This window comes from Limnothrix sp. PR1529 (assembly GCF_002742025.1).
Taxonomy (GTDB): Bacteria; Cyanobacteriota; Cyanobacteriia; order CACIAM-69d; family CACIAM-69d; genus CACIAM-69d.
Genome location: NZ_LIRO01000062.1, coordinates 71,370 through 93,271, shown reverse-complemented (window position 1 = coordinate 93,271; position 21,902 = coordinate 71,370). Strand labels below are relative to the sequence as shown.

At 54.2% G+C, this 21,902-nt stretch carries 17 protein-coding genes; 7 read left to right on the top strand and 10 right to left on the bottom strand.

Annotated elements, in window-relative coordinates; translation table 11 throughout:
• Window positions 1-313 precede the first annotated feature (313 nt).
• Window positions 314-1,039, top strand: coding sequence for a calcium-binding protein (locus AMR42_RS09845; protein WP_099533269.1), 726 nt, complete (start codon window positions 314-316; stop codon window positions 1,037-1,039).
• 255 nt (window positions 1,040-1,294) lie between these two features.
• Here AMR42_RS09845 and AMR42_RS09840 read toward each other — a convergent pair whose 3' ends face one another.
• A complete protein-coding gene (locus tag AMR42_RS09840) occupies window positions 1,295-1,711 on the bottom strand; it encodes a hypothetical protein (protein ID WP_143473013.1) in 417 nt (138 codons plus the stop codon).
• Between the two features lie 745 nt (window positions 1,712-2,456).
• On the opposite strand from AMR42_RS09840, the gene rimO reads away from it, so the two are divergent.
• A complete protein-coding gene (gene rimO / locus AMR42_RS09835) occupies window positions 2,457-3,779 on the top strand; it encodes a 30S ribosomal protein S12 methylthiotransferase RimO (protein WP_099533267.1) in 1,323 nt (440 codons plus the stop codon).
• A 23-nt stretch (window positions 3,780-3,802) separates the two neighbouring features.
• Here rimO and AMR42_RS20400 read toward each other — a convergent pair whose 3' ends face one another.
• Window positions 3,803-3,955, bottom strand: a complete 153-nt coding sequence (locus tag AMR42_RS20400; RefSeq protein ID WP_158234431.1) for a hypothetical protein — start codon at window positions 3,953-3,955, stop codon at window positions 3,803-3,805.
• Window positions 3,956-3,984: 29 nt separating this feature from the next.
• Here AMR42_RS20400 and AMR42_RS09830 point away from each other — a divergent pair, with 29 nt between their 5' ends.
• Entirely contained in the window at window positions 3,985-4,350 is a 366-nt protein-coding gene (locus AMR42_RS09830; RefSeq protein WP_099533266.1) for a phage holin family protein, read from the top strand.
• 133 nt (window positions 4,351-4,483) lie between these two features.
• On the opposite strand, the gene AMR42_RS09825 is transcribed toward AMR42_RS09830, so the two are convergent.
• Both AMR42_RS09825 and AMR42_RS20395 read right to left on the bottom strand, forming a co-directional pair.
• Window positions 4,484-8,293, bottom strand: a complete 3,810-nt coding sequence (locus AMR42_RS09825) for a PAS domain S-box protein (protein WP_099533265.1) — start codon at window positions 8,291-8,293, stop codon at window positions 4,484-4,486.
• Window positions 8,294-8,929: 636 nt separating this feature from the next.
• Complete coding sequence (locus AMR42_RS20395; protein WP_234406929.1) at window positions 8,930-9,073, bottom strand: hypothetical protein; 144 nt, start codon at window positions 9,071-9,073, stop codon at window positions 8,930-8,932.
• 86 nt (window positions 9,074-9,159) lie between these two features.
• Here AMR42_RS20395 and AMR42_RS09815 point away from each other — a divergent pair, with 86 nt between their 5' ends.
• Entirely contained in the window at window positions 9,160-10,641 is a 1,482-nt protein-coding gene (locus AMR42_RS09815; protein ID WP_099533263.1) for an adenylate/guanylate cyclase domain-containing protein, read from the top strand.
• On the opposite strand, the gene AMR42_RS09810 is transcribed toward AMR42_RS09815, so the two are convergent.
• The 3 genes from AMR42_RS09810 to AMR42_RS09800 form a co-directional block, all read right to left on the bottom strand.
• The gene (locus AMR42_RS09810) at window positions 10,638-11,165 is read right to left on the bottom strand and encodes a phycobiliprotein lyase (protein ID WP_099533262.1); all 528 of its coding nucleotides are present in this window, start codon (window positions 11,163-11,165) and stop codon (window positions 10,638-10,640) included. The genes AMR42_RS09815 and AMR42_RS09810 overlap by 4 nt on opposite strands.
• A gap of 301 nt (window positions 11,166-11,466) precedes the next feature.
• Window positions 11,467-12,174, bottom strand: a complete 708-nt coding sequence (locus AMR42_RS09805; RefSeq protein ID WP_099533261.1) for a HEAT repeat domain-containing protein — start codon at window positions 12,172-12,174, stop codon at window positions 11,467-11,469.
• A gap of 88 nt (window positions 12,175-12,262) precedes the next feature.
• Window positions 12,263-12,880: a methyltransferase domain-containing protein gene (locus AMR42_RS09800; RefSeq protein WP_099533260.1), complete on the bottom strand. Its 618-nt coding sequence runs from the start codon at window positions 12,878-12,880 to the stop codon at window positions 12,263-12,265.
• Window positions 12,881-13,033: 153 nt separating this feature from the next.
• Here AMR42_RS09800 and AMR42_RS09795 point away from each other — a divergent pair, with 153 nt between their 5' ends.
• From AMR42_RS09795 to AMR42_RS09785, 3 genes are all read left to right on the top strand, one after another.
• Window positions 13,034-14,527, top strand: coding sequence for a mercuric reductase (locus tag AMR42_RS09795; RefSeq protein ID WP_099533259.1), 1,494 nt, complete (start codon window positions 13,034-13,036; stop codon window positions 14,525-14,527).
• Between the two features lie 126 nt (window positions 14,528-14,653).
• A complete protein-coding gene (locus AMR42_RS09790; protein WP_099533258.1) occupies window positions 14,654-15,658 on the top strand; it encodes a BMP family ABC transporter substrate-binding protein in 1,005 nt (334 codons plus the stop codon).
• 611 nt (window positions 15,659-16,269) lie between these two features.
• Window positions 16,270-18,528, top strand: a complete 2,259-nt coding sequence (locus tag AMR42_RS09785) for an ATP-binding protein (protein WP_099533257.1) — start codon at window positions 16,270-16,272, stop codon at window positions 18,526-18,528.
• Between the two features lie 168 nt (window positions 18,529-18,696).
• On the opposite strand, the gene AMR42_RS09780 is transcribed toward AMR42_RS09785, so the two are convergent.
• The 3 genes from AMR42_RS09780 to AMR42_RS09770 form a co-directional block, all read right to left on the bottom strand.
• Window positions 18,697-19,146 (bottom strand): secondary thiamine-phosphate synthase enzyme YjbQ, encoded by a 450-nt coding sequence (locus AMR42_RS09780; RefSeq protein ID WP_099533256.1) that lies wholly within the window; start codon window positions 19,144-19,146, stop codon window positions 18,697-18,699.
• Between the two features lie 146 nt (window positions 19,147-19,292).
• The gene (gene ylqF, locus AMR42_RS09775) at window positions 19,293-20,294 is read right to left on the bottom strand and encodes a ribosome biogenesis GTPase YlqF (RefSeq protein WP_099533255.1); all 1,002 of its coding nucleotides are present in this window, start codon (window positions 20,292-20,294) and stop codon (window positions 19,293-19,295) included.
• 34 nt (window positions 20,295-20,328) lie between these two features.
• Window positions 20,329-21,813, bottom strand: coding sequence for a proton extrusion protein PcxA (locus AMR42_RS09770; RefSeq protein WP_099533288.1), 1,485 nt, complete (start codon window positions 21,811-21,813; stop codon window positions 20,329-20,331).
• Between the last annotated feature and the right edge of the window lie 89 nt (window positions 21,814-21,902).

Sequence of the window (21,902 nt, the reverse complement as noted above, 5' to 3'; positions counted from 1 at the left end):
AACCCGGATCCGAAAAGACCGCCACTAATGGCACGATCTCTGGGGGGGAAACTTCTCAGGGCGATCGTGCTGATTTGCCCGCCAATGCCAGTCATTATTCAAGACTGGACTTTACAGGTTGGAATCTGAAATTCAAGGCCGGAATTCAAGGCTGAGTTCAGCGGGAGCACAAATCGTGCTCAAGTTTCTGGAGGAACTGGTTGCACACCATGAACGAACTAGCCCCCACAGCGGTCTAATCCAAGGCTCAAAGGCTAAACAGTCCCTAGGCTAACCAGTTCCGGAACCATTCATCGATTAGGAGTTTGTAATCATGGCTATTGGCCCTAACCCCCCGTTTTACGATCTTGACGATACCAATAACTTTTTCTCCACTAGCTCGCTGTCGGCGGAAGTGCTTCGCACCACCCCGGCAGGCGTGCGGGGTTTGGGGGGCGATGACCAAATCACCGGCAGTGCCCAAGCGGACATCATCTACGGCAACCTGGGCAACGACAGCCTCTATGGTTTGGGGGGCAATGACACCTTTTATGGTGGTCAAGGTGACGATCTGTTGGTGGGTGATGGCCTCAATTCCACCGGGGATGACGTACTCAGCGGCAACAAGGGCAATGACCTGATTTTGGGTGGCGTGGGTAACGACATCCTGCGGGGTGGTCAGGACAACGATTTCCTGAATGGCGAAGAGGGCAATGACACCCTGGTGGGCGATCTGGGCCAAGATACCCTGGCCGGCGGGGCTGGCGATGATCTGTTGGTGTTGCGGCGGGACACGGCGGCGGTGGCTGATGCCAGCGGGGCGATCGCCGCAGATTTCATCGTGGATTTTGGTACTGGAAATGATCGGATCGGCCTAACCGGCGGCTTGCAGGAAAGTCAGTTGCAACTGCTGGCGATCACTTTGAACGACTCCGGCGGCGGCTCCACACCCAGCACGGCGATTACGTTCAACGACAATGGGGTTTTCAAAACCTTGGGTCTGGTGTTGGGCAAAACGCCCACCGAGCTGGCCGGTAAGTTCGTGAATACGGACTTTTAAGCCGACTAGGCCGACCTTGCGGCCGACTGTCTAACTAACCTTTCAGCCGGTTGTTTAGGCTAAGGGTTCCGCTGACGGGATTAACACCTGATGGGATCAATACCTGAGGGAGTTAACACCCAATGGGATCAATACCTGATGGCACTAACACCTAATGGGATCAACACCTAATGGGATCAACACTAAACCGGTGGCATCAGTGGCCAATGGCGGGTAAAGGGTGAATTGCGGGCAAGGGGCTGAAGCCCCTTGTCTTCAGGATTCACTCAGTAGCTCTCGGGCCCAGGCTTCTTCTTCGGGCAGCTCGTCCAAGGAGGGCCGGGTTTCCCGCAGTTCGATCGCGGCGGGAGTTGCGATCGATCGGGGGCTGGTGCGGCTTTTGGGGCGCAGTGCGCGTTCGGCCTCTTCAGCGCTGGCACGGGCTTGGTGCAAGAGCTTATTGCAGCGCTCCCAAGGGTTCGATCCATTCAGGGCCTCAAGCTGGCTGCTGCGTTCGTTGGCCACGGTGGCCAGGGCACGCAACACGGCAGAAAATTGGATGCCTTCCCGATCGAGGGTATCCAGCATGGGGCGTAACAATTCGCACAACAGGGTGTTGCGGTGTTCAGCAATCAACGCGCCGAGTTCGCTGGTGTTAATTGCGTCGCTAATGCTTTCGGGTAAATGTTGCATAGCTTTGTGGGCAATAGCGGAGCTGTCAAGTTTCATGCGATTTTCATGCGATTTTCAAAAATTCCTCATGAATCGCCGGCTGATGCACCCTCGAAACGCGGTTAACGCCACCTTGCGTTTGCGCTCAAAACCGATCACGGGCGATCGAGCACGATCGGGAACGATCGGTGAGCGATCGGTTAGAGACCCATTAGCGATCAACTCCACGATCGGCTACTTAACCCTTACGGTTGCCCCGTATGCTGCCAGGAATGGAGCAGCGGGTTGGTGATCCCAAACAAAGCAGCCTTGAGCTGGCAATGGCAGGCTACCGGGAGTTGCACCAGTCTTGTCCGTATAGTTGGGACAAATTGAGGCGATCGTCGATACAGAGACTGCCTATCTCTTCCTCTAAGGTACAGTGCCGATCGGGAAAATTCCGTGCAGATCAGCCAGAAGGAGAATTCCGCACAAGGGGCGATGGCGGATTGGTGGCTCCGGGCGATCGGCCCCGTTGCTTAACTCCAATTTCGCCAGCCCAAGCCCCCTCAAGCCCCAGGCATTGCCTCATCCGTCTCCCATGTATCACCCCATACATCACCCCGCGCATCACCCCAGTCATACCATTCCCCACCCGCCAGAAATCTGATCAAAATCCCTGGGATCGATTGGACGCGCAATTTGGGCTGATATGGTGAATAATTGTGGATTCGACTCTGCTAACACCCCTTAACCCCTCGCTTCAACGGCACTGCAACTGCAAGCTATGGCTGGAAAACCCACGATCGCCGTTACTCACCTCGGTTGCGAAAAAAATCGCATTGACACCGAGCATATGATGGGCCTGCTAGCCCAGGCAGGCTATGACGTGAGTGCCAACGACGATGCGGCAGACTACGCGATCGTCAACACCTGTAGCTTCATTCAGGAGGCGCGGGAAGAATCGGTGCGCACCTTGGTTTCCCTGGCGGAAGCGGGCAAACGAATTGTGATCACGGGCTGCATGGCTCAACACTTTCGGGACACCCTTTTGGATGAAATTCCGGAAGCCGTGGCCGTGGTGGGCACGGGCGACTATCACAAGATTGTGGATGTGGTGCAGCGAACGGAAGCGGGCGAGCGCGTTCAGGAAATTTCGGAAGAACCAACCTACATTGCCGATGAGACCGTCCCTCGCTATCGCACCACGGCCGAAGGCACGGCCTACCTGCGGGTGGCGGAGGGGTGTGACTACCGCTGTGCGTTCTGCATCATTCCCCACTTGCGGGGCGACCAGCGATCGCGCTCGATCGAGTCGATTGTGGCCGAAGCCCACAAGCTGGCCGATGAAGGGGTGCAAGAGCTAATCTTGATTTCCCAAATCACCACCAACTACGGCCTAGACCGCTATGGCAAGCCCAAGCTGGCAGAGCTGTTGCGGGCCCTCGGTGAGGTGGACATTCCTTGGGTGCGAATCCACTATGCCTATCCCACGGGGCTGACAGAATCGGTGATTGCGGCCATTCGGGAAACGCCGAATATCTTGCCCTATATTGATTTGCCGCTCCAGCATTCCCACCCGGAAGTGCTGCGATCGATGAATCGCCCTTGGCAGGCCAATGTGAACGATCGGCTCTTGGCCCAAATTCGCGAGCAATCGCCCAATGCCGTCATGCGCACCACGTTCATTGTGGGCTTTCCCGGCGAAACGGAGGAGCACTTTGAGCATTTGTGCGACTTTGTGCAGCGCCACGAATTTGACCATGTGGGGGTGTTCACCTTCTCGCCCGAGGAGGGAACCGCCGCGTTTAATTTGCCCAACCAACTCCCGCAGGAAGTGATGGATGGTCGGCGCGATCGACTGATGGCCCTGCAACAGCCCATTTCCCTGAAGCGAAATCAGGCCTACGTGGGCCAAACGGTGGATGTGCTGATTGAGCAGGTGAACCCGAAAACGGGACAATTCTTGGGTCGATCGGCTCGGTATTCTCCCGATGTGGATGGTTTGGTCTATGTCACTGGGCCGGCTCGCCTGGGGGCGATCGTCCCGGTCACGATCACCGCCGCCGAACCCTACGATCTATTTGGCGAGGTTGCCGTCTCCGCCTAAAGAATTTGCCCCACCAGCTCTACTCAAATCCGAGGGCGATCGCTCAGAATTGAAAAGCGCGCGGGCTGGCTTTCCCAAGGAGCCATTTCCGAAGGGGCCAGCTCTCGCCGCTTCAGCCCATCCACCGCCGATCGGACTCCCGCCGCGACTGCCCGATCGAATCGTGGGTGGATCAACCGGGGTGTGTCCCCAAGGATGAGGAATTGTGGTTTCTTTTCTGATCGTGGCCGTCGTCATTGCCGTCGGCCTGATTCTGCTAACCTATTTGCCGTTTGGCGTGGAAGTCGATAGCCCTTGGAAGGCCTTGATCGCCGGTATTATTTTGGGCATTTTTCAGGGGTTGGCGCGGGCCGTTCCCGGCTGGCTCACCTTCTTACCCAAGTTGCTCACGCTGGGCTTGTTTTCTTTAATTGTTAGTACCTTGCTGTTTGGTTTAGCTGCTTGGTTGGTGGAAGGTTTCCGCCTCAAAAATGGCATTTGGAGTGCCTTGCTGGGGGCAGTTTTTATTAGCATTTTCCAATCGTTGGTGCTGGGAGTTCTGGGAAATTTCCTGCCCGTTCTCAACCAATAAGATAGCTAAAGCGATCGGTCAATGGCAGCAATTTCTCAAGTACTAAACTTCTGATTCTTTTGCTGCAAAGCCATGGAGGACAAGGGGCTTAAGCCCCTTGTCTGTGCTGCTTTTCTGCCGTTAATTTCTCGTTTCAATCCTGATCGGAGCTGGGATATCGATTGGGTAAGTCATCGCTAGCCAACACCCAAGTATTACGACCAAGGGACTTGGCTTGGTAAAGGGCCCGATCGGCCGCTTGCACCAAATCTTGGCAGGGGCGATCGAGCTGAGGCACTTGGCTGGCAATTCCCAAACTCACAGTTACATGATGGGTAATTCCTTGGTGTTCTGAATGGAAAATTTGCAGATTCAAAACAGTTTTGCGAATCAATTCTGCAATTTGGGTTGCACCACCAGAATCGGTGTGGGGCAACACCACCACAAATTCCTCACCGCCATACCGAGCCACCAAGTCTGTGTTGCGCTGAAGTAATCCATCAATCGATCGCGCAATGCTAATTAGGCACTGATCACCGGCTGGGTGTCCATGTAAATCGTTATATTTTTTGAAGAAATCCACATCAAATAAAATTAGTGAGAGCGGTTCTTGAATTCGCTGACACCGCTGCCATTCCTGTTGCAAAACCACATCAAAACAGCGGCGATTGGCAATTTGCGTGAGTCCATCGCGGTTACTCAAATCATTGAGCTTAATGTTAATTTCTTCCAAAAAATGGTTAGCCTGTTGGAGTTGCTCCGCTTGCGATCGAAACTGTTCCAATAGTTCAGAATGTTGAATGGCGATCGCCAACTGATCCGCCACCTGTTGCAACAATTCGGCTTCATCTCCTTGCCAAGAGCGGGCACTAGCACAGGCCTGCACAATCAAAAGTCCCCAAACATGCGATTCACCATGGGGCAAAGTGCCCACAATGGCAGCCATCACTTGAGATTGTGCTCCCGTGGCTTCCATCAACCGTGCCAAGTGTATTTGAGGGCGATCGATCGGAATTTCTTGAATAATTTGTGTCCGAGGCGCAGATTCTGCCCTAGACCGTGACCAGAGGGCGTTGGTTTTGGGCCACTGTCGATCGCGCATGGGGGGATAGTCTGTTTTCACCACCTCTTGAATAATTGATCCTGAATAATCCCCATGGAAACGCAGGATAAAGGTGCGATCGGCTTGCAGGGTTCGATGCACTTCCGTCACCGCAATATCCAAAATTTCGCTCAGATCAAGACTGCTTTGAATATGTTGGGTAATGGAACGCAAGGTTCGTTCCCGATCGGCCTGTTGGCGAAGGGCAATTTGCGCTCGCTTGAGATGGGTAATATCCCGCGCCACAACTAGCAACGATTCGATTGCCGTTGAACTAACCATCACATTCGATGACTGAGATTCCGCTGTCGCAGAATTGCCCAATGGGGCTGTGTTCAGCGCCGAACTGGCCATGAAGTTTTGCAGATGTTCCAAACTCGTCCAACGGGGTGCGGTCATCGATGCGCTGGGGTGCTCTCGATCAAAAATGGGCGTTTGCATCACCTCCGGAACCACCCAAGACTGAAAAATATGGCCACCGTCCGGCAACAGCATTTCATATTCTAAAAAAGCCTTCTGACCGGTTTCCAAAACCGTTGCCATCCCCTCATGCCACATCTGAACTAGGTCTTCTGGAAATCCTAACTCTCTGCTGGTTTTACCAATAAAATCCTGTTCAGCAATTCTGCAAAGTTGCAAAACCGTGCGGTTGACATAGAGAAAGCGCCCTTCCCGATCGCACCGCATAATGCAATCCGGTGAATTTTCTGCCAAATTGCGAAATTCCTGCTCCCGTTGATTGAGGGCCGCCTCTGCAAATTTGCGATCGCTAATATCCTCGATCGTCCCTACCATCCGGACTGGTTCCCCTTGCCCATTCCAAACCGCTTGCCCACGAATTCGCACCCAAATGTAATGACCTTGGGCATGTTGAAATCGTACTTCAATGTCATAGCGTTCATAGCTCTGAAGATGGGCTATTAAAGCTTTTTCCCACCGCTCTTGATCCTCAGGATGGATTTTTTGGGAAAAAGCAGCTTCAGCAAAGAGTTGTGGTGATTGAATTCCTCGTCGCTCTTCGCCCAATAGCTCTAAATAGCGTTCCGATACCAAAATAGAATCATCCAAAATATTCCAATCCCAAACGCCTTCACCAATACTCTGAATGGCGAGATTATATAAATCGTTAATGATTTTTAGATCATCAGCCAAGCGTTTTTGGTTGGTGATGTTGATGTGAAATTTCGTGACGCGCCAACCATTGATTTCAGAATCCCATTGCGATGTGCCGGTTACCATCGCCCAGCGCCATTCTCCACTTCGATGACGAAATCGGTAACTGAACTGAAATGTTTCTTCTGCCAAAATACTTTCAAAATTGGGCAAAACAATCTTTTGAAGATCTTCAGGATGAACAATCGATAACCACAATTGATGATTGGCTAAGAATTCAGAAGGATGATAGCCAAATAAATCTTCACATCCAGCCGAGCAGTAATCATAGCGATGGCTGTCATCGGAAAAAACATAGGCGCTCATAATGGCCGCAGCCGTGTTGCTTAAAACGGCATTGAGTTTAATTTCCGATTCACGCAGTGCTCGTTCTAAATGGACTCGTTCTGTCACGTCCCAAAAGATGCCTTGAATGCCAATAATCTGGCCGTCGCTATCACGAACAGGAGTCTTCACCACCTGCACAAGACTCAACTCAGAACCCTCTTGAGAGCCGCTCAGCGTTGGATGGGGTTCAATGACATCTAAAATATGACCAGTTTCCAAAACCCAGCGCGTTTCTTGGTTGTAGCGAGCTGCTAAATCATTGGGATAGAGGTCATAAACCGTTTTGCCAAAAATTTCTGAATCTGACAAATTCAGCAAGTTTAAAAATGCCTGATTGGCAAAGGTGCAACGCCCCTGACAGTCTTCACGAAAAAGGGATTGCGGTAATACATTGGCTAAGGATTGATAGTGGGCGTTGCTGCGGCGTAGGGCTTCTTCTGTGGCTTTGCGATCGGTGATGTCAATGTAAGCAATGGCGACACCATAGGGGTCTAATGGGATGGGGGCTGCACTGGTCATAATCCAGCGCAAAGTGCCATCGGGCCGCACAATGCCTTGCTCGATATTTTGAATCGGACAACCTTCACGTAAGGCCCGAATTGAGGGATATTCTTCGGCGGGCATGGGGCTACCGTCCGATCGCAAAATTTCCCACACTGGGGAATCGCAGGTGCGCTGAGTATGTTCTTCTTTGGAAATGCCTAAAATTCGTTTGGACTCTGGATTGGCTTCCAAAATCTGACCGCTGGCGTTGGCGATGGAAACCCCAACGGGCAAAATTTCAAAGAGCGTTCGATATTTTTGCTGACTTTCCTGGAGAGCATGTTCTAGTTGAAAGTGCTCTGTGAAGTCAACAATCATGGCGTAATAACCATGAACGCTTTGATCGATCGCTTGGTCGGGAATCAGGGTAGCTCGAATATAGCGCTGGCCTCCTTGGGCATAGGGAATAACACTTTCATAGGTCACAATTTTCCCTTTTAAGACCCGATCGATGTGGGGTTTAACTAATTGATAAGCCTGTTGACCGATTACCTCAGCGACTCGCTTTCCACAAATCTCTTGAGGACAGAGACCAAACCAATCCTCATAACTTTGGTTAACGTAGCGATAATATAAATCCCGATCGCAATAGGCAATACAAACGGGCAGGAGATCCATAATCTGCTGCCACTTCAAGGGATTATTCAAAAATATTGATGGGGATTTTGGGACTGGGCTGGGCTGACGAGGCTTGGACTCCTCCAGTTTGGCTTGCAGGGCTTTTAGCTGCGCTTGGGCTTCGGCCAAGGCAGTTTGGGATTGTGCAAGCTGTTGTCGTAGATGCTGAACTTCAAGATCAGGCTGGAGGAAGTCAGTCATAGCTAGCGGGGCAGACGTAGAAACAAGTGGTGAATCATGGTTATACCTTGCGATCGGGGCCAATTCTCTGGATTCATCTCCTTATTTATTTTTATGATTGGCCGCATTTGACTGTGTTGCTGGGATCATTAACTTGGGCAAGGATGATCGATCAGTGATGGAAAATCAATCTTGTTATGCACAAATTGTGCTCAAAACCAGTTTTAAAAATAAAGCGCTGGAGATCAGATTTTGAAAATGAAGCCTTAGCAATTAACGCTTGGGAAAGAAGCTTTGGGAATTCAGAACTGAGAAGATATCTGAGAAATAACTTGGGGTGCTGGCAAAGCGCTAGTGGTCATGGGGGCAAGGAGCTTAAGTCCCTTGTCTTCGTCGATCAATGGGGTAAGCAGAGTATCAATTTTGACTGTTTAAACATTTTCTGCGAGGGCGATCGAGTTTGGGCCGACATCGTTAATCTTTGCGGGGTTGATCACCCTTAAACCGGATGATTAGTAAGTGAGCTTGGTCACAGATTTCAAGCAATGCTACGGGTTTTCAAAAACCGGGGGATGGGTCAACAGACCGCTTTCCGAATCGGGCTTTGGGGGGATGAATTGCAAAGAGACAAAACTGTTCTTAATCGCGGTGTGATGGTCAGCGCCACTCAAAACCCGATCGGGTCGCTTGTCCGGTTTTGGGCGCGATCGAGCCGTAATGGCTGTCAGGGTTGCCCTGCCCCTGGGGCGATCCGGCGGTGACCGAGGGCGATCGATTGCCTGCCCCGATTCCCCCATGCACTGTGCTGGTTCCGCCGACTACACTGAGGACAGCCCCACCCAAGCAAGCTATGGGACTGCCATTCTAATTTCGCCCCGTTCATCCCCATGAAACGTTTGCTGCAACCTTTTCAGGCTCGTTTGTCGCGAACGGTGGCCTTGGGGGTGTTGTTTAGTATTGTGACCATTGAGGCGGTGATTCTCATTCCCTCCTATTGGCGAAGGGAACGTGAGCTAATTGACTACATGCAACGGATTTCCACCGCCAAGGTGGTGACCCTGGCGCGTTGGTCGCAGGCTGCACCGGAGTTTCAGGATCCCGTGCGGTTGGCCCAGCGGTTGGCCAATCAGACAGATGACCCGATTTCCCTGTGGAAGGGGCTGGCATTCTATGACCAATCGGGGCGTTTGGTGGCCACGGTGGGCGAAAAGCCTGAGTTGACCATCACGGCGGTGGCCGCGGGTCGCCGTGAACAACTGAGCCGCGATCAACAACGGCTCGATTTGGCTTGGCCGCCCGATGCCAGACGCAACTACACCCTGGTGGTTCGCCACGACATGAACCCGGTTTATGCGGAATTGCGGGCTTTTATTTTCCGCATTCTGGGATTGGTGGTGCTGATTTCGGTGTTTGCAACGGGGGTGACGATGGTGGTGTTGTCGCGGGTGGCGATCGTGCCGATTTTGCAAATGCGCGATGACCTGCGGCGAGCGGCGGACTTAATCAGTCGTGAGGATACCTCTGGGGAGATGTTGTATGCCTGCCAGGTCGATCGCCCCGATGAGCTGGGGGAGGTGATTACGGCCTTCCGGCATATGTATAACCGGATTCACCAGGAAATCTTGGAGCGGCGACGGGCAGAGCGGGAATCGGAAAGCTTGCTGCTGAATATTTTGCCCCCCGCGATCGCGGAACGATTGAAACGGGGCGAACACCCGATCGCAGAACGGTTTGAACAGGCAACGGTGCTGTTTGCGGATTTGGTGGATTTCACTGGACTCGCAGCCCACATCACCCCGGGCGAGTTGGTGCAACAGCTCAATCACATTTTTTCCACCTTTGACGCGCTGGCCGATACCTATGGCCTCGAAAAAATCAAGACGATCGGGGATGCCTACATGGTGGTGGGGGGTGTTCCGGATCCGCACCCGGACTGTGTGACGGCGGTGGCGGAAATGGCGCTGGCCATGCAACGGGCGATCGTGGCCTACCAGCCCGCCGCCGACTCCACCCAGCACCCCTTTTCGATCCGGATCGGGATCCATACGGGGCCGGTGGTGGGCGGTGTGATTGGCATCCGCAAGTTTATTTACGACCTGTGGGGCGACACGGTGAACACGGCCAGCCGAATGGAGTCCCATGGAATGCCGGGCCAAATCCAGGTGACCGAAGCGGTTTACCAAACCCTGCGCGATCGCTTCCAATTTGAGCGGCGGGGCGAAATTGCCATCAAGGGCAAAGGCACAATGACCACCTATTGGTTGCTCGATCGATTGGCAACCAACGGCCCCATGAATGGCGCAGCCGCGAACCCGGCGGCCCACCCCCCGATCGCCTCAGGATTGTCGGGAAATCGCCAGCCCTCCTAGGCCTTGGGTGGCGTTACGCCCATCCGAATTTCGGAGCAGAAGGAGGCAAAGGTGGGGCCGCCCGATCGGGTTGTGGTACTCGATCGAAACCGGAGATTATCGCTAGCAAACCAAATTCGCTCCTCAATCCAGCCACCCTCCACCGGCAGGGTAATCCACAGGGCCCCATCGCTGCCAAAACTGTAGCGACCGGGTTGGGGTTGGCCGTTGCTGCCCGGCGTGGCCAACAGCGGCCCCGCTCCCGACGGATCCGGAGCCAAAGCCAACAGCACCGAGGATCCCAATTCCTTATTCGGAGAAGCCGTGATCGCTTCCCAACGCATTTTCAGCCCCGCCGCGATCGCCTGCGGATCGGCCCCATATTTCTGACAAAGGGCGATCGCCTCCGGTGCGTCGGCCGTTAGGGTCTCCATCCAAAGATCCCCTTTGCCCAAAACGGATTTGCGATCGGTCAAATTGTGGCCCGTCCGTTGGGAAAACCACTTACCCACACATTTTTCTAAAAACTCAGCGATCGTGCTCATGATGAAACAAAGAATTGATGGGTAAAAAAATACTCAAAAAAGATCAGGGCTGAAATGGATTTGGCCTTGGGGAGCCGAAAATTTGTTGCGATCGCCTGGCCGGGTCACAGTCTGGATCTGAGCCAGGCCAAGCAACTCAGAATCCCATGAATCTAGTAGCATGACAGGCTTAAGGTACTGGGTCAAAGTTGCGGAGCCAGCCGTGGTAACAAGGGGCTTAAGCCCCTTGCTGCGTAACGATTAAGTGATAGTAACAGTCATGTAATTTGACCCAGCGAATTAAGGTGGCCGTGCTACTAGGTTATGAATCCAGGGGCTGATCGGCCGCAGGATTCGACGGTTGATCGAGCTGATCAAGCTGTTGCAATCCATAGTGTGCCGCCTCGGCCACCTGGGGATGGCTATCTTTGGCAAGATATTTCAGGGCTGATCGGCTCTTCTCACTGGGCAACTTACCCAGCGATTCCGCCAAGCGTTGCCGCACCAGCCAATCATCCGACTGCACAAAGGTCAACATCCGCTCAACGGCTTCCACGGCTCCCACCTCGCCCAGCGCCGCGATCGCCGCCTGCTGCACAATCACCTCCGGACTGTCCAGCGCATCAATCAGGGTTTTGCGGGCGCGTGGATCGCCCAAGTTCCCTAACGAAACGGCCGCACTGAAGCGCACCAACCAATCCGTATCCTCATAGAACAGGCGGATCAGGGGTTCAACGGCGCGGGTGTCGTGCAAATAGCCCAACGCTCCGGCTGCATTGGCGCGGATGCTGTAGTCTTTGTCCGCCAACAGGCCCATCAGCAGGTCAAAACATTCTTCTGTGGGCTTCAGTCCTAGGGCAAAAACGGCCATGGTGCGCACTTGCAAATGGTCGTCGTTGAGAACTTTTTTAATCAGCGGTACGGCATCAACCGGCGACACATCCCGCAGAGCCGTGAGGCCCAGGAGCCGATCGCGCGAATTGGGGCTTTCGAGTTGGTCGGCAATGCGATCAAGATTGGGGTCGGACATGGGGTGAGGCTACCAAAACGGATCGACGAATTGGCCGAGCATTTCACCATCATACCAAGGGCCAACTCTCCCCAGACATGACCGGGGATCACGGGGCCAGCCGCGGCCGCAACCAACCCAAATATTCCTCATTGCGTCGTCGATCGATGGAGTGAGCCGATTGTTGCAGTTCTTGGATCACGAACTGTGGCTCAAAGAGTTGCTGAATTTCGGCAATGCTGGTGCCAAAGGGTGGGCCACCGGGGCGATCGTGGGTGAAAAACACCGCCACCAAGGAGCCTTGATCCTTCAGGAGCGATCGCATGGCCTGCACATAGGCCGGCCGCAGACTGGGATCGATCGCACAAAAGCAGGTGTGCTCAATTACCCAATCAAATTGCCCAGCCCAATTGGCCGCCAAGTTTAAAATATCCGCCTGCACAAATTCCGCCGCCACACCCCGATCGCGGGCTGCCCGGTCAGCTTCGGCAATGGCAGAAGGGGCCAAATCAAACCCCACGACCTGAAAGCCCCGATCAGCCAAAAACACCGCGTCGTGGCCCCGGCCGCAGCCCACCACGGCCATGCGTCCTCCCGGTGTCACATCGGGGCGATCGGCCCAGGCCACCAAAACAGGTGATGGCTGTCCCAAGTCCCAACCGGTTTTGCCCGTTTGGTAGGCCGTTTCCCAAAAATCAATCGTTGGTTGTTCCTCGTTCAGAACCATGTTGAGGTGTTTGCCGTTAGTTGATGAATTGGTGAATCAGTTCTTTGACCATTATTCTTTGGTCATTATTTAGGTACGGTCTGACGGTGCTTTTTCCTGCCCAAGATTTCCATCTCGCCCCATTTCACACCCCCATTTCACGACCTCTGAATTATGCAATCGATCGCCCTTCCTCAGGATTCGTTCAATCAACAGTGGCTAGCGGCGATCGCCCCGGAGGATTGGGTGAATCCGCAACCAGCGGATTGCTATGACCTAGTGGTGTTGGGCGGCGGGCCGGCGGGTTTGGTGGCGGCGGCCGGCGCGGCGGGCTTGGGCTTGGGGCTAAAGGTGGCCCTCATTGAGCGCCGCTGGTTGGGTGGGGACTGCTTGAATGTGGGCTGTGTTCCTTCCAAGAGCTTGATTGCGGCGGCCAAAGCGGCCCGATCGCCCGTGGAACCGGAAACCTTTGCGGCGGCCATGGCCCAACTGCGGGCCGTGCGATCACGCTTGGCGGTGCATGACTCAGCCCAGCGGTTTCAGGGGCTGGGGGTCGATGTGTTTTTGGGCGAAGGGCGCTTTCAAGATCCTCGGACGATCGCGGTGGGTTCCCAAACGCTGCGGTTCAAAAAAGCCGTGATTGCCACCGGAACCCGCCCACACGTGCCGCCAATTCCGGGCTTGGCCGCAGCCGGCTTTGTCACCAACGAGACTCTTTTTAACTGGGTGCAGCGGCCCGATCGCCTGGCCATTTTGGGTGGCGGCCCGATCGGCTGCGAACTGGCCCAGGCCTTTGCCCGACTGGGAACCCACGTGACCCTGATTCAACGGCGATCGCGCCTGTTGCCGCGCGAAAGTGCCGCCGCCGCTGCCATTGTGCAACGGGCCCTGGAGCGGGAGGGAATCACGGTGTTGACGGGGCAAACGGTGACCCAAGTGGATCGATCGCCCTTGGGTTGTGAAATTCAGATGGCCCAACATCCTGCGATTGCTGTGGATGAAATTCTGGTGGCCACCGGTCGATCGCCCAATGTTGAAACCCTGAACCTGGAAGCGGCCCAAGTGGCCCTTGGCCCCCAAGGAATTGCCGTCAATGATTTTCTGCAAACCAGCAATCCTCGCATCTTTGCGGCGGGCGACGTGTGCCAGGGCGATCGATTCACCCACGCGGCCGATGCGGCGGCCCGTCTTGTTTTGCAAAATGCGCTATTCACGCCCTTTGGCCTGGGTAAGGGCCGCTGGAGCAAGGTCACCATGCCCCGGGTCACCTACACCGATCCGGAAGTGGCCAGCGTGGGCTGGATTGATCCCGGAGAGGGAATTAGCCCAATTGTCCCGGGGCCGGCCCCTCGGTTGATTGAAGTACCCTTAAGCCAAGTCGATCGGGCCCAGACCGATCGGGTTGCCGAAGGGTGCTTGCAAGTGTGGCTAGCCCCCGATCAAGACCAAATTTTGGGGGCCACGCTCATTGCTCCCCACGCGGGCGAAACCATTGGCGAAATTACCTTGGCCATGGCCGCCGGTTGGGGGCTGGGCCGGCTCGCCAAAGTGGTGCATCCCTACCCCACCCAGGCTGAATGCATCAAAAAAGCGGCGGATGCCTATCGCAAAACCCAACTGTCCGATCGCACCCGCCAGTTACTGGCCTGGTTGCATCGTTGGAGCTAGGCCGCCTCTCGATCGCAGACGGCGGGCCCCAAGCAAGCCGCCTGGTTTGGTTGGCTTAGCCACCTGCCCACCCCAAACACCGCTTCTGACCCTTCCCTCTTCTTCCCTCTCCACTGAACGACTGCTATGAAACGACGGGATTTGCTGTATGGCCTAGGCGCTGCCGGTAGCGCGATCGTCCTCAACAATTGCACCTTCGCACCCAGTACGCCCCAGCGCAGCCGCCGAGCTGCGTTGTTCAAGGTGGCGATGCTGTTGCCTCGGGGCGCAGACAGTGACGATTGGTGCCGAGAAGGGATGACCGGCCTCGGGCGCATTGAGCGGGAATTAAACGCAGAAATTGCCTACACCGATGACATCAATAAGGGGTTGCCTGCCAGCTTGCCGCAAGCGCTCGATCGCTACGCCAAAGAAGGTTTCGGCTTCATCATTGGCCACAGCGGAACCTTCCGCGACGATATGGTCAAGGCGGCGGTGCGCTACCCCCGTACCCGTTTTGCCATAGTGGCTAGCGACAGTGGCAACAACCGGAATTTCGGAGCCTTGGGCTATCGCAATGCTGAATTGGGCTATCTATTGGGGGCAACCCTGGCGTTGCAGCCCAAATTGCAACACATTGGCCTCGTCACCAGCCTGCCCACCCCGCCCATTAAACAATTCAACTTAGCCTTTCAAAATGCCCTGCGCCGCTTTGCCCCCGATCGCAGGCTTTCGATCGAATGGGTGGGGAGTTTTGATGATGAACCCAAGGCGATCGCCCTCACTCAAAAGCTGATCGGCGCGGGAATTGATGGGTTGGCCATGAACTGTTGGACGAATAATCCTGCCATTGTTAACGTAGCGGTCGATCGCCAATTGCCCATGGTGGTGTTGGGCCCCGATTCTCGCAAATTGGCCCCCAACTTAATTTTGGCCAGTGGCCTCATCCACGTGCCAGAGCTAATTTTGCATGGGGCCAGACTGGCCCAACGGGGACGTTGGGAAGGTCGCCAATACCTTTTTGGGCTATCAGAACGGGTGCTGGAATTTATTCCCACCACTGGTAACCTGAACCCTGAGAGTCAAAAGGAAATTGCGGATCTCCATGACCAAATTCGTAGCGGCCGCTTGGAGGTTTTAGAGGAGCGTTAAGCCATTAGGGTTTTGGGATTGGATCAAGTACTCTCAATCTCTCGTGGCAATTACCAGCGCACTTAAAACAGGTATTGATTTAGGTATTGGCTTTGGTATTGGCTGTGATTGAATTTAGGGTTTTGGTTGAATTTAGTTCAGTGGGGATCAATCCACTCGGCAAATTCCTCTTAGACTGCAAGCTGAACAGCCAGGGAGTTGAGGTATCGCAAGAAACAAGCTGAACAGTAAGAAAATAGATGTACAGCTTGATAGACCGAATCAACCGACCAATGGACGGGTTCATCGATCAACCTATCGATCAACTTATTGATCTCTTGGTTGATCCCTTGATTGAGGTGCAAGCTGATCAGCTAATGGACAAGCTGATGCGTTGGCTGATGTAAGGGTGAATTCATCAATTGGGCTGTGAGTCAATTGGCCAGTTGATTGATGGGTCGATTGACCGATTAATCCATGTGCCGGCTGATGTGCTGGCTGATGTATGGTTGGGCTATGGGTTTAACAGCAACAGTTGCTCGCCAAATGATGCCGACGGTTAAGGTGCAGGGGAAAGTGCTGAACAATCGTCAACCCTCTGCGGCCAGCGAGGCGTTATGGATTAGCCACGAATGAGGCTCAAACAACGGTTTCAGCAATTGGTGAACTATCGCCGCTGGTGGCCCATGTCCCTGGCGCTGCAAATCCGTTTGGGGCTGACGCTGATGGTCTCCCTGGGAACGCTGGCCACTGGGGCCCTGTTGGCCTACAACAGCACTCAGGTGCAACTGAAAACGCTGCATCAGTTGCAGGCGGCCCAATCGCGGGCGGTGGCTGAGCGCATTAGCACCTATCTCGAGGATTTCCAGCGCAAATTGGGCTATTTGTCGCGGGTGACGGGGTTGTCGGAGTTGCCCGTGCCGGTGCAGCGATCGCTCCTGGAGGCTTTAATTCGCCACGATTCGGCCTATGAAATGGTGGCGATTTTGGATCGATCGGGACAGCCCGTCACCTTTGTGGCCACAGATCCCCTCTTTCGTCCCCAAAACCAAAACCACACTGTAGCCTTCTCGCGGGCCTACCGCTGGGCCGAAGACTATGTGGGTTGGGTGGAGTCAGAGCAGCTCCACGATCGGCGGGTGCGCTGGATCATGATGAGCGTGCCCATTCGCGATCGCTCGGAGCAAATTTCGGGGGTACTGCTGGCCCGGGTGAATTTAGATTTCCTGGATTCTGTGCTCAGCGAGGCCTGGAGTGAGGAGGCGGGCTATACCTATTTGCTTGATCGGCGCAATGTGGTGCTAACGGTCAGCGATGCCGACCCCACCACCTTCGCTCCCATTAATTTAGAGCTAGAGGGGCAACACCTAGCGGAACATTTGGATCAGGCGATCGCGGGGGAGGTGACCCAATATCAAGGCTTAAAACAGGCGCAGGTGATTGGAACCGTTGCGCCCATCCCCTCCAGCAACTCCAGCGGCTGGCGGGTGGTGACGGAGTTGCCCTTGGCCGATGCCTATGCGCCGCTGCGTGACCTAATTTTACAGATGACCCTTGGGGCGATCGCGGCGGGAGCGGCGGCCGGCTGGCTCAGTTGGCGCTTGGCCCACCGGGCGATCCATCCCTTGCAATTGCTGACCCATGAGGTGATTAAGCTCGATCGGGCTTCCTTTCTGCAACTCCATCAACACAGCCACATTGACCAGCTCGCGGCCACCCACGATCGCCATGAGCTAGGTATTTTGGCGCGGGCTTTCAAGGACATGGCCCACCGGCTGGGGGAATCTTTTGTGGCCTTGGGCAAGGCCAATGAAGAATTGGAACAGCGAGTTTTGGAACGGACGATCGAACTGCAACGGGCCTTGGATGATCTGCGCCATACCCAATTGCAACTGATCAAAACCGAAAAAATGTCCAGTGTGGGTCAATTGGTGGCCGGATTAGCCCACGAAATTAATAATCCCGTCAGCTTTATTTTTGGCAACCTTGCCCATGCTCGTTCCTATTTTGAAGATATTGTTGAACTACACCAAATGTGTATTCAAGAATTGGGCTATCAGTCCGATGAACCCATGGAACAAGCCCTGGCCAATTTGCCGGAGCGAGTACGCGAGAAATGGGAAGAAATCGAATATGATTTTATTCTCCAAGACTATCCAAAATTGCTGCAATCCATGGAATATGGAGCAGTTCGCATTCGGGATCTGATTCGCAACTTGCGAGAATTTGCGCGCCTGGATGAGGCAGAAGTCAAAATTGTTGACCTCAATGCCAGTCTTGAAAGTACCCTGACGATCTTGCAAAATCGACTGGGGCCCATGCCAACTCGCTCTTGCATTACCTTGCATCGATCGCTTGGAGAATTGCCCGCCGTCACTTGCTATGCGGGCCAGCTCAATCAGGTGTTTCTGCAAATTTTGAGCAATGCGATCGACGCGATGGATTTGTTGCCCAATGATGAACAGCCGCAATTGTGGATCACAACCGGTTGCCTCGATGAAGCGATTGTGATTTCGATTCGAGACAATGGCCCCGGTTTGGATGAATCCGCCGCCAACAAAATTTTTGATCCCTTTTTCACCACCAAGCCCGTGGGTCAAGGCACAGGATTGGGCCTATCGATTAGCTACCAAATTGTTGTGGAAACCCATGGCGGTTCCTTGGAAGCCAAGAACCATCACCAAGGGGGGGCGGAATTTACCATTACGTTACCGCTCGATCGGCTGACACAGTTGGCACGCCGCACCGTTCCCCATGAGGCGGATGCTGATCATGATCTGGCCATTGATCCCAGGGAAGGAATTGCCCAAGCTTCTGCGAATCGGGTCAATAGCAATAGCAATACGATCACCACCAGTCCGGCGGCGACGGTGGGCATTCCGCTAATTTAGCGCCAATGTTTGCCAGTCCCTCCAGTTAACTGCCCAAAGGTTGGTAGTGTCGTAATTCACGAATGATGAGCCGATGAAAGTCTTGCGACGTAAGCGATCGGTTACCGAAAAACGAAATGGGGGCAATTTCCCAAGTCAGAATGGGTTAGTCAACCGTTTAAGCACCCCTTAAACACCCCAAATTTGCAGAGACACGGAGCGCGATCGGGGGCCGTCTAACTCAAACAGCAGCACCGATTGCCATTGCCCCAAACCCAATCCCCCATTCACCAGAGGAATCACCTGCGAGTTACTCAGGGCGATCGCCATCAGATGGGAATGGGCATTGATCGGCTCATCTTCCGGCACATCTCGCAAATGCAGATCGTTGTGGCGATAGGAACCCATGGGTGGAGCCAAAGTTTTTAGCCAAACTTTTAGATCCTGCAACAAGCGCACTTCATATTCATTCACCGCCAAGGCCGTGGTGGTGTGCAAAGAAGAGACCAAAATTTGACCGTTTTGAGCACCGGTTTGGTGACAAAATTCGGCAACTTTCTCGCGAATTTCGGGGGTTAAATCATAGATTTCAATCCCTGAATCGGTGTTTCGTTTCAGGGTGTGGTGAACAATTTGCATGGAGCTAAGGGAACGATGGGCAGAGAATGAAAAAACAAATCATCAGGAGCCAATAGGATCGAGCAGGATCGAATAGGGCTGAAGTGATTTGAATTGGCTTGATTTGAATTGGCTTGATTTGAACTAACTTGAATTAATTTGGATGGCTAACTGGGCGGTAGTTCCAGGGGCAAATTACCCAACGCGCCCTTCCGAAAGTCTTGCAACAGGGTACGGGCGGCTCGTTCCCGATCGCCCTGATAACGAAATTCCGCCAACGCGGGCACATAGTCCTCGCCGTTCAGGAGTCCCGGAGCCAAGCCATAGCGTTTTTCCAGTGCCCGATCGCCCGTCGATCGGGCCGTTGCCGTTGGAGGTGCTGTGGAGGTTTCTGTTAGGGATTCTGGCAAAGTTTCTAGTGAAGTTTCTGGCGAAGTTTTTGGCGAAGTTTTTGGTGAAATATCCGCCGGGGTTTCGAGCGTCGGTTGCGGATCCAAATTCAACCCGCACAGCAAATCCACCAAAGCCGCTGCTACCTTTTGGTTGTCGTAGGCCGCTTGGCCAATGTCGTCACAAATGGCTAACTTCACGGCCGCCGACTGATCCACCAAATTGGCGGGCAAAATGCCCGGCGCATCCAGTAATTCCAATTCTGAAGAAATTCGCACCCACCGCAATTGGCGCGTTACCCCCGGTTTGGCCGCACTTTCGACCACGCGCCGCTTCACCAACCGATTAATCAGCGCCGACTTGCCCACATTCGGAAACCCAATCACCGCAGCCCGCACCGGCCGCGGCCGCATTCCCCGTTGCAACCGTCGCTCATTCACCCAAGCCGCCACATCCTGGGCCGCATGGGCGATCGACTTGACCCCCTGACCCTGGCGCGCATCGGTGAAATAGGGTGTTTCCCCTTGCGATCGCATCCACTGTTCCCAATTTTGGCGAACGGGCCCCGGAATGGAGTCCACCCGATTCAGCACCAACACGCGGCCGGTTTTGGTACCGGGGCGCTCCAGCCAACTTTGCAACTTTGGGTGATGGGTGGCCAGGGGAATCCGCGCATCCCGCACCTCAAAAACCACATCCACCAATTTGAGTTGCTCCAAAAGGGCTTTTTCGGCTTTGGCAATGTGACCGGGATACCACTGAATGGTTGGGGTAATCATGGGCGGGCAAGGGTGGAGAAGAACTGGAAACGGGCTACTCGTTCATGTCTTTGTAAGTGGCAACGGCGGAAGGTGAAATGCGATTGAGATATCGGAAAATCCAATACTTAATCACGGCATCCAAAATCACCGGAAAGGTCGCAATAAACAAAAACATGAAGTCTTTATTTTCCGGTAGCCCCAGGTGTCGAGAAATGCCGCTGACCACCACTTCCCAGCCGTGGGCCGAGTGATATCCCACAAAGATATCGGTTGAAAGAATGATCACGAAGGCCTTAGCGCTGTCGCTCAGACCATACATAATCTCATCAATGAAGGACTTGAGGACGGCAATTTCTTCGCGACTATAGGCAATGACTAGCCCAAACCCGGCCAGGGACAGGAAATCGGAAAAGACATTTTTGAGGGCATCGGCGCTGCGAACCCAGGATTCATTGGCAATTTCTTCAGCTTTTTCTTGAACTTTTTCCTCAATTTCTTCGGGGGTGAGTTTGGGCGTTTTGCCCAAGAGGGACTGGAAGTGCAGGAAATTTTCATAGCGCTCTAGCTCAACCATGGCTTCTTCTTGCATGTCCATGTTGAGGAAGACGTTGTTGATGCTGGGGTGATAGATCCGATCGACGATCGGCCCCACCAGGAAGTTTTTGGACATCTGCTGCACCAACAGGGGCACCAAAATCAGCAGCAAGATGAATTTGAGCGAAACAATCGTCCGAACTTTGGAGGTGCGATAGTTTTGCAGCACTTCTTCTTCGGAACGATCGTCCAGGTCGCGCCGCACGCGATCGAAGGTGGTGAGGAGCGATCGGGGAATGAGGCCGGTGCTGCCGGTGGCGGAGGGTTTGCGCATTCCGCCGGAGATATTGCGCGTGGCCACGTTCAGGGCCCCGGTTCGCCAACTGGAGGGCCGCTTGGGGCGAATTTTGGCGGCGTTGGCGGCGGCCTGCCATGATCGGGACTGGTCTAGGGCGGCGGTGGTGGTGGCGGTGACGGGCGGCGATTCCTCCGGGGTGGCGGGCAGGTTGTCGCTGTTGAGTTCCAGCCGATCGACCGATCGACCGTGGACATAGCGATCCAAGGTATTGTCAATTAGCTCCAGTTTTTTGAGCACGATGAAGGAGCGATCGCCCGGCTCCGAAAATCGCCGGCCGCTTGCGTCGGTGCTGGTGGCAATCGGGGCGTTGGGATTGCTCAGGCCCGCTTCGGTTTTGCGGCCGGGAATCCCGATCATTTTGGTGCCAAAATCCAAAAAAGCGTTGCTGCTGTTGAATTCCCACAACCGCACATCAATCATTTTCAGTTGTTTTTGCAGCTCGGTGCGAAAGTAATCGCAGGTGCTGTCACCGTAGCGGGTGCTGTCGAGGTCGATTGGATTGCCCTCGAAGTAGCGATCTTCCAGGGCCCGAATGGCGAGGGCCGCTTCATAGGCCTGGTTGAGCGCCCGTTCTGGGGTGGACTCATACCAACTCCCCGCATTCGCCCAGAGCGATCGCAAACCCGGAAGCCACCGATTCTTCATATTGTTCAAAGGCGGTTGAAATGCTGTGGCCAGCGATCGGGCTGACAGGTTGACATTTTTCCCTGAGGAAAATTCAGGGAATTCCGAGC

Bases quoted from the DNA above. Each gene is read 5' to 3' on its own strand.
- AMR42_RS09790 (WP_099533258.1), top strand. From the start codon at position 14,654: ATGAAACGACGGGATTTGCTGTATGGCCTAGGCGCTGCCGGTAGCGCG.
- AMR42_RS09815 (WP_099533263.1), top strand. From the start codon at position 9,160: ATGAAACGTTTGCTGCAACCTTTTCAGGCTCGTTTGTCGCGAACGGTG.
- AMR42_RS09805 (WP_099533261.1), bottom strand. From the start codon at position 12,174: ATGTCCGACCCCAATCTTGATCGCATTGCCGACCAACTCGAAAGCCCC.
- AMR42_RS09810 (WP_099533262.1), bottom strand. From the start codon at position 11,165: ATGAGCACGATCGCTGAGTTTTTAGAAAAATGTGTGGGTAAGTGGTTT.
- AMR42_RS09845 (WP_099533269.1), top strand. From the start codon at position 314: ATGGCTATTGGCCCTAACCCCCCGTTTTACGATCTTGACGATACCAAT.
- AMR42_RS09770 (WP_099533288.1), bottom strand. From the start codon at position 21,813: ATGAAGAATCGGTGGCTTCCGGGTTTGCGATCGCTCTGGGCGAATGCG.
- AMR42_RS09825 (WP_099533265.1), bottom strand. From the start codon at position 8,293: ATGACTGACTTCCTCCAGCCTGATCTTGAAGTTCAGCATCTACGACAA.
- AMR42_RS09795 (WP_099533259.1), top strand. From the start codon at position 13,034: ATGCAATCGATCGCCCTTCCTCAGGATTCGTTCAATCAACAGTGGCTA.
- ylqF (WP_099533255.1), bottom strand. From the start codon at position 20,294: ATGATTACCCCAACCATTCAGTGGTATCCCGGTCACATTGCCAAAGCC.
- AMR42_RS09840 (WP_143473013.1), bottom strand. From the start codon at position 1,711: ATGCAACATTTACCCGAAAGCATTAGCGACGCAATTAACACCAGCGAA.
- AMR42_RS09785 (WP_099533257.1), top strand. From the start codon at position 16,270: ATGAGGCTCAAACAACGGTTTCAGCAATTGGTGAACTATCGCCGCTGG.
- rimO (WP_099533267.1), top strand. From the start codon at position 2,457: ATGGCTGGAAAACCCACGATCGCCGTTACTCACCTCGGTTGCGAAAAA.
- AMR42_RS09780 (WP_099533256.1), bottom strand. From the start codon at position 19,146: ATGCAAATTGTTCACCACACCCTGAAACGAAACACCGATTCAGGGATT.
- AMR42_RS09800 (WP_099533260.1), bottom strand. From the start codon at position 12,880: ATGGTTCTGAACGAGGAACAACCAACGATTGATTTTTGGGAAACGGCC.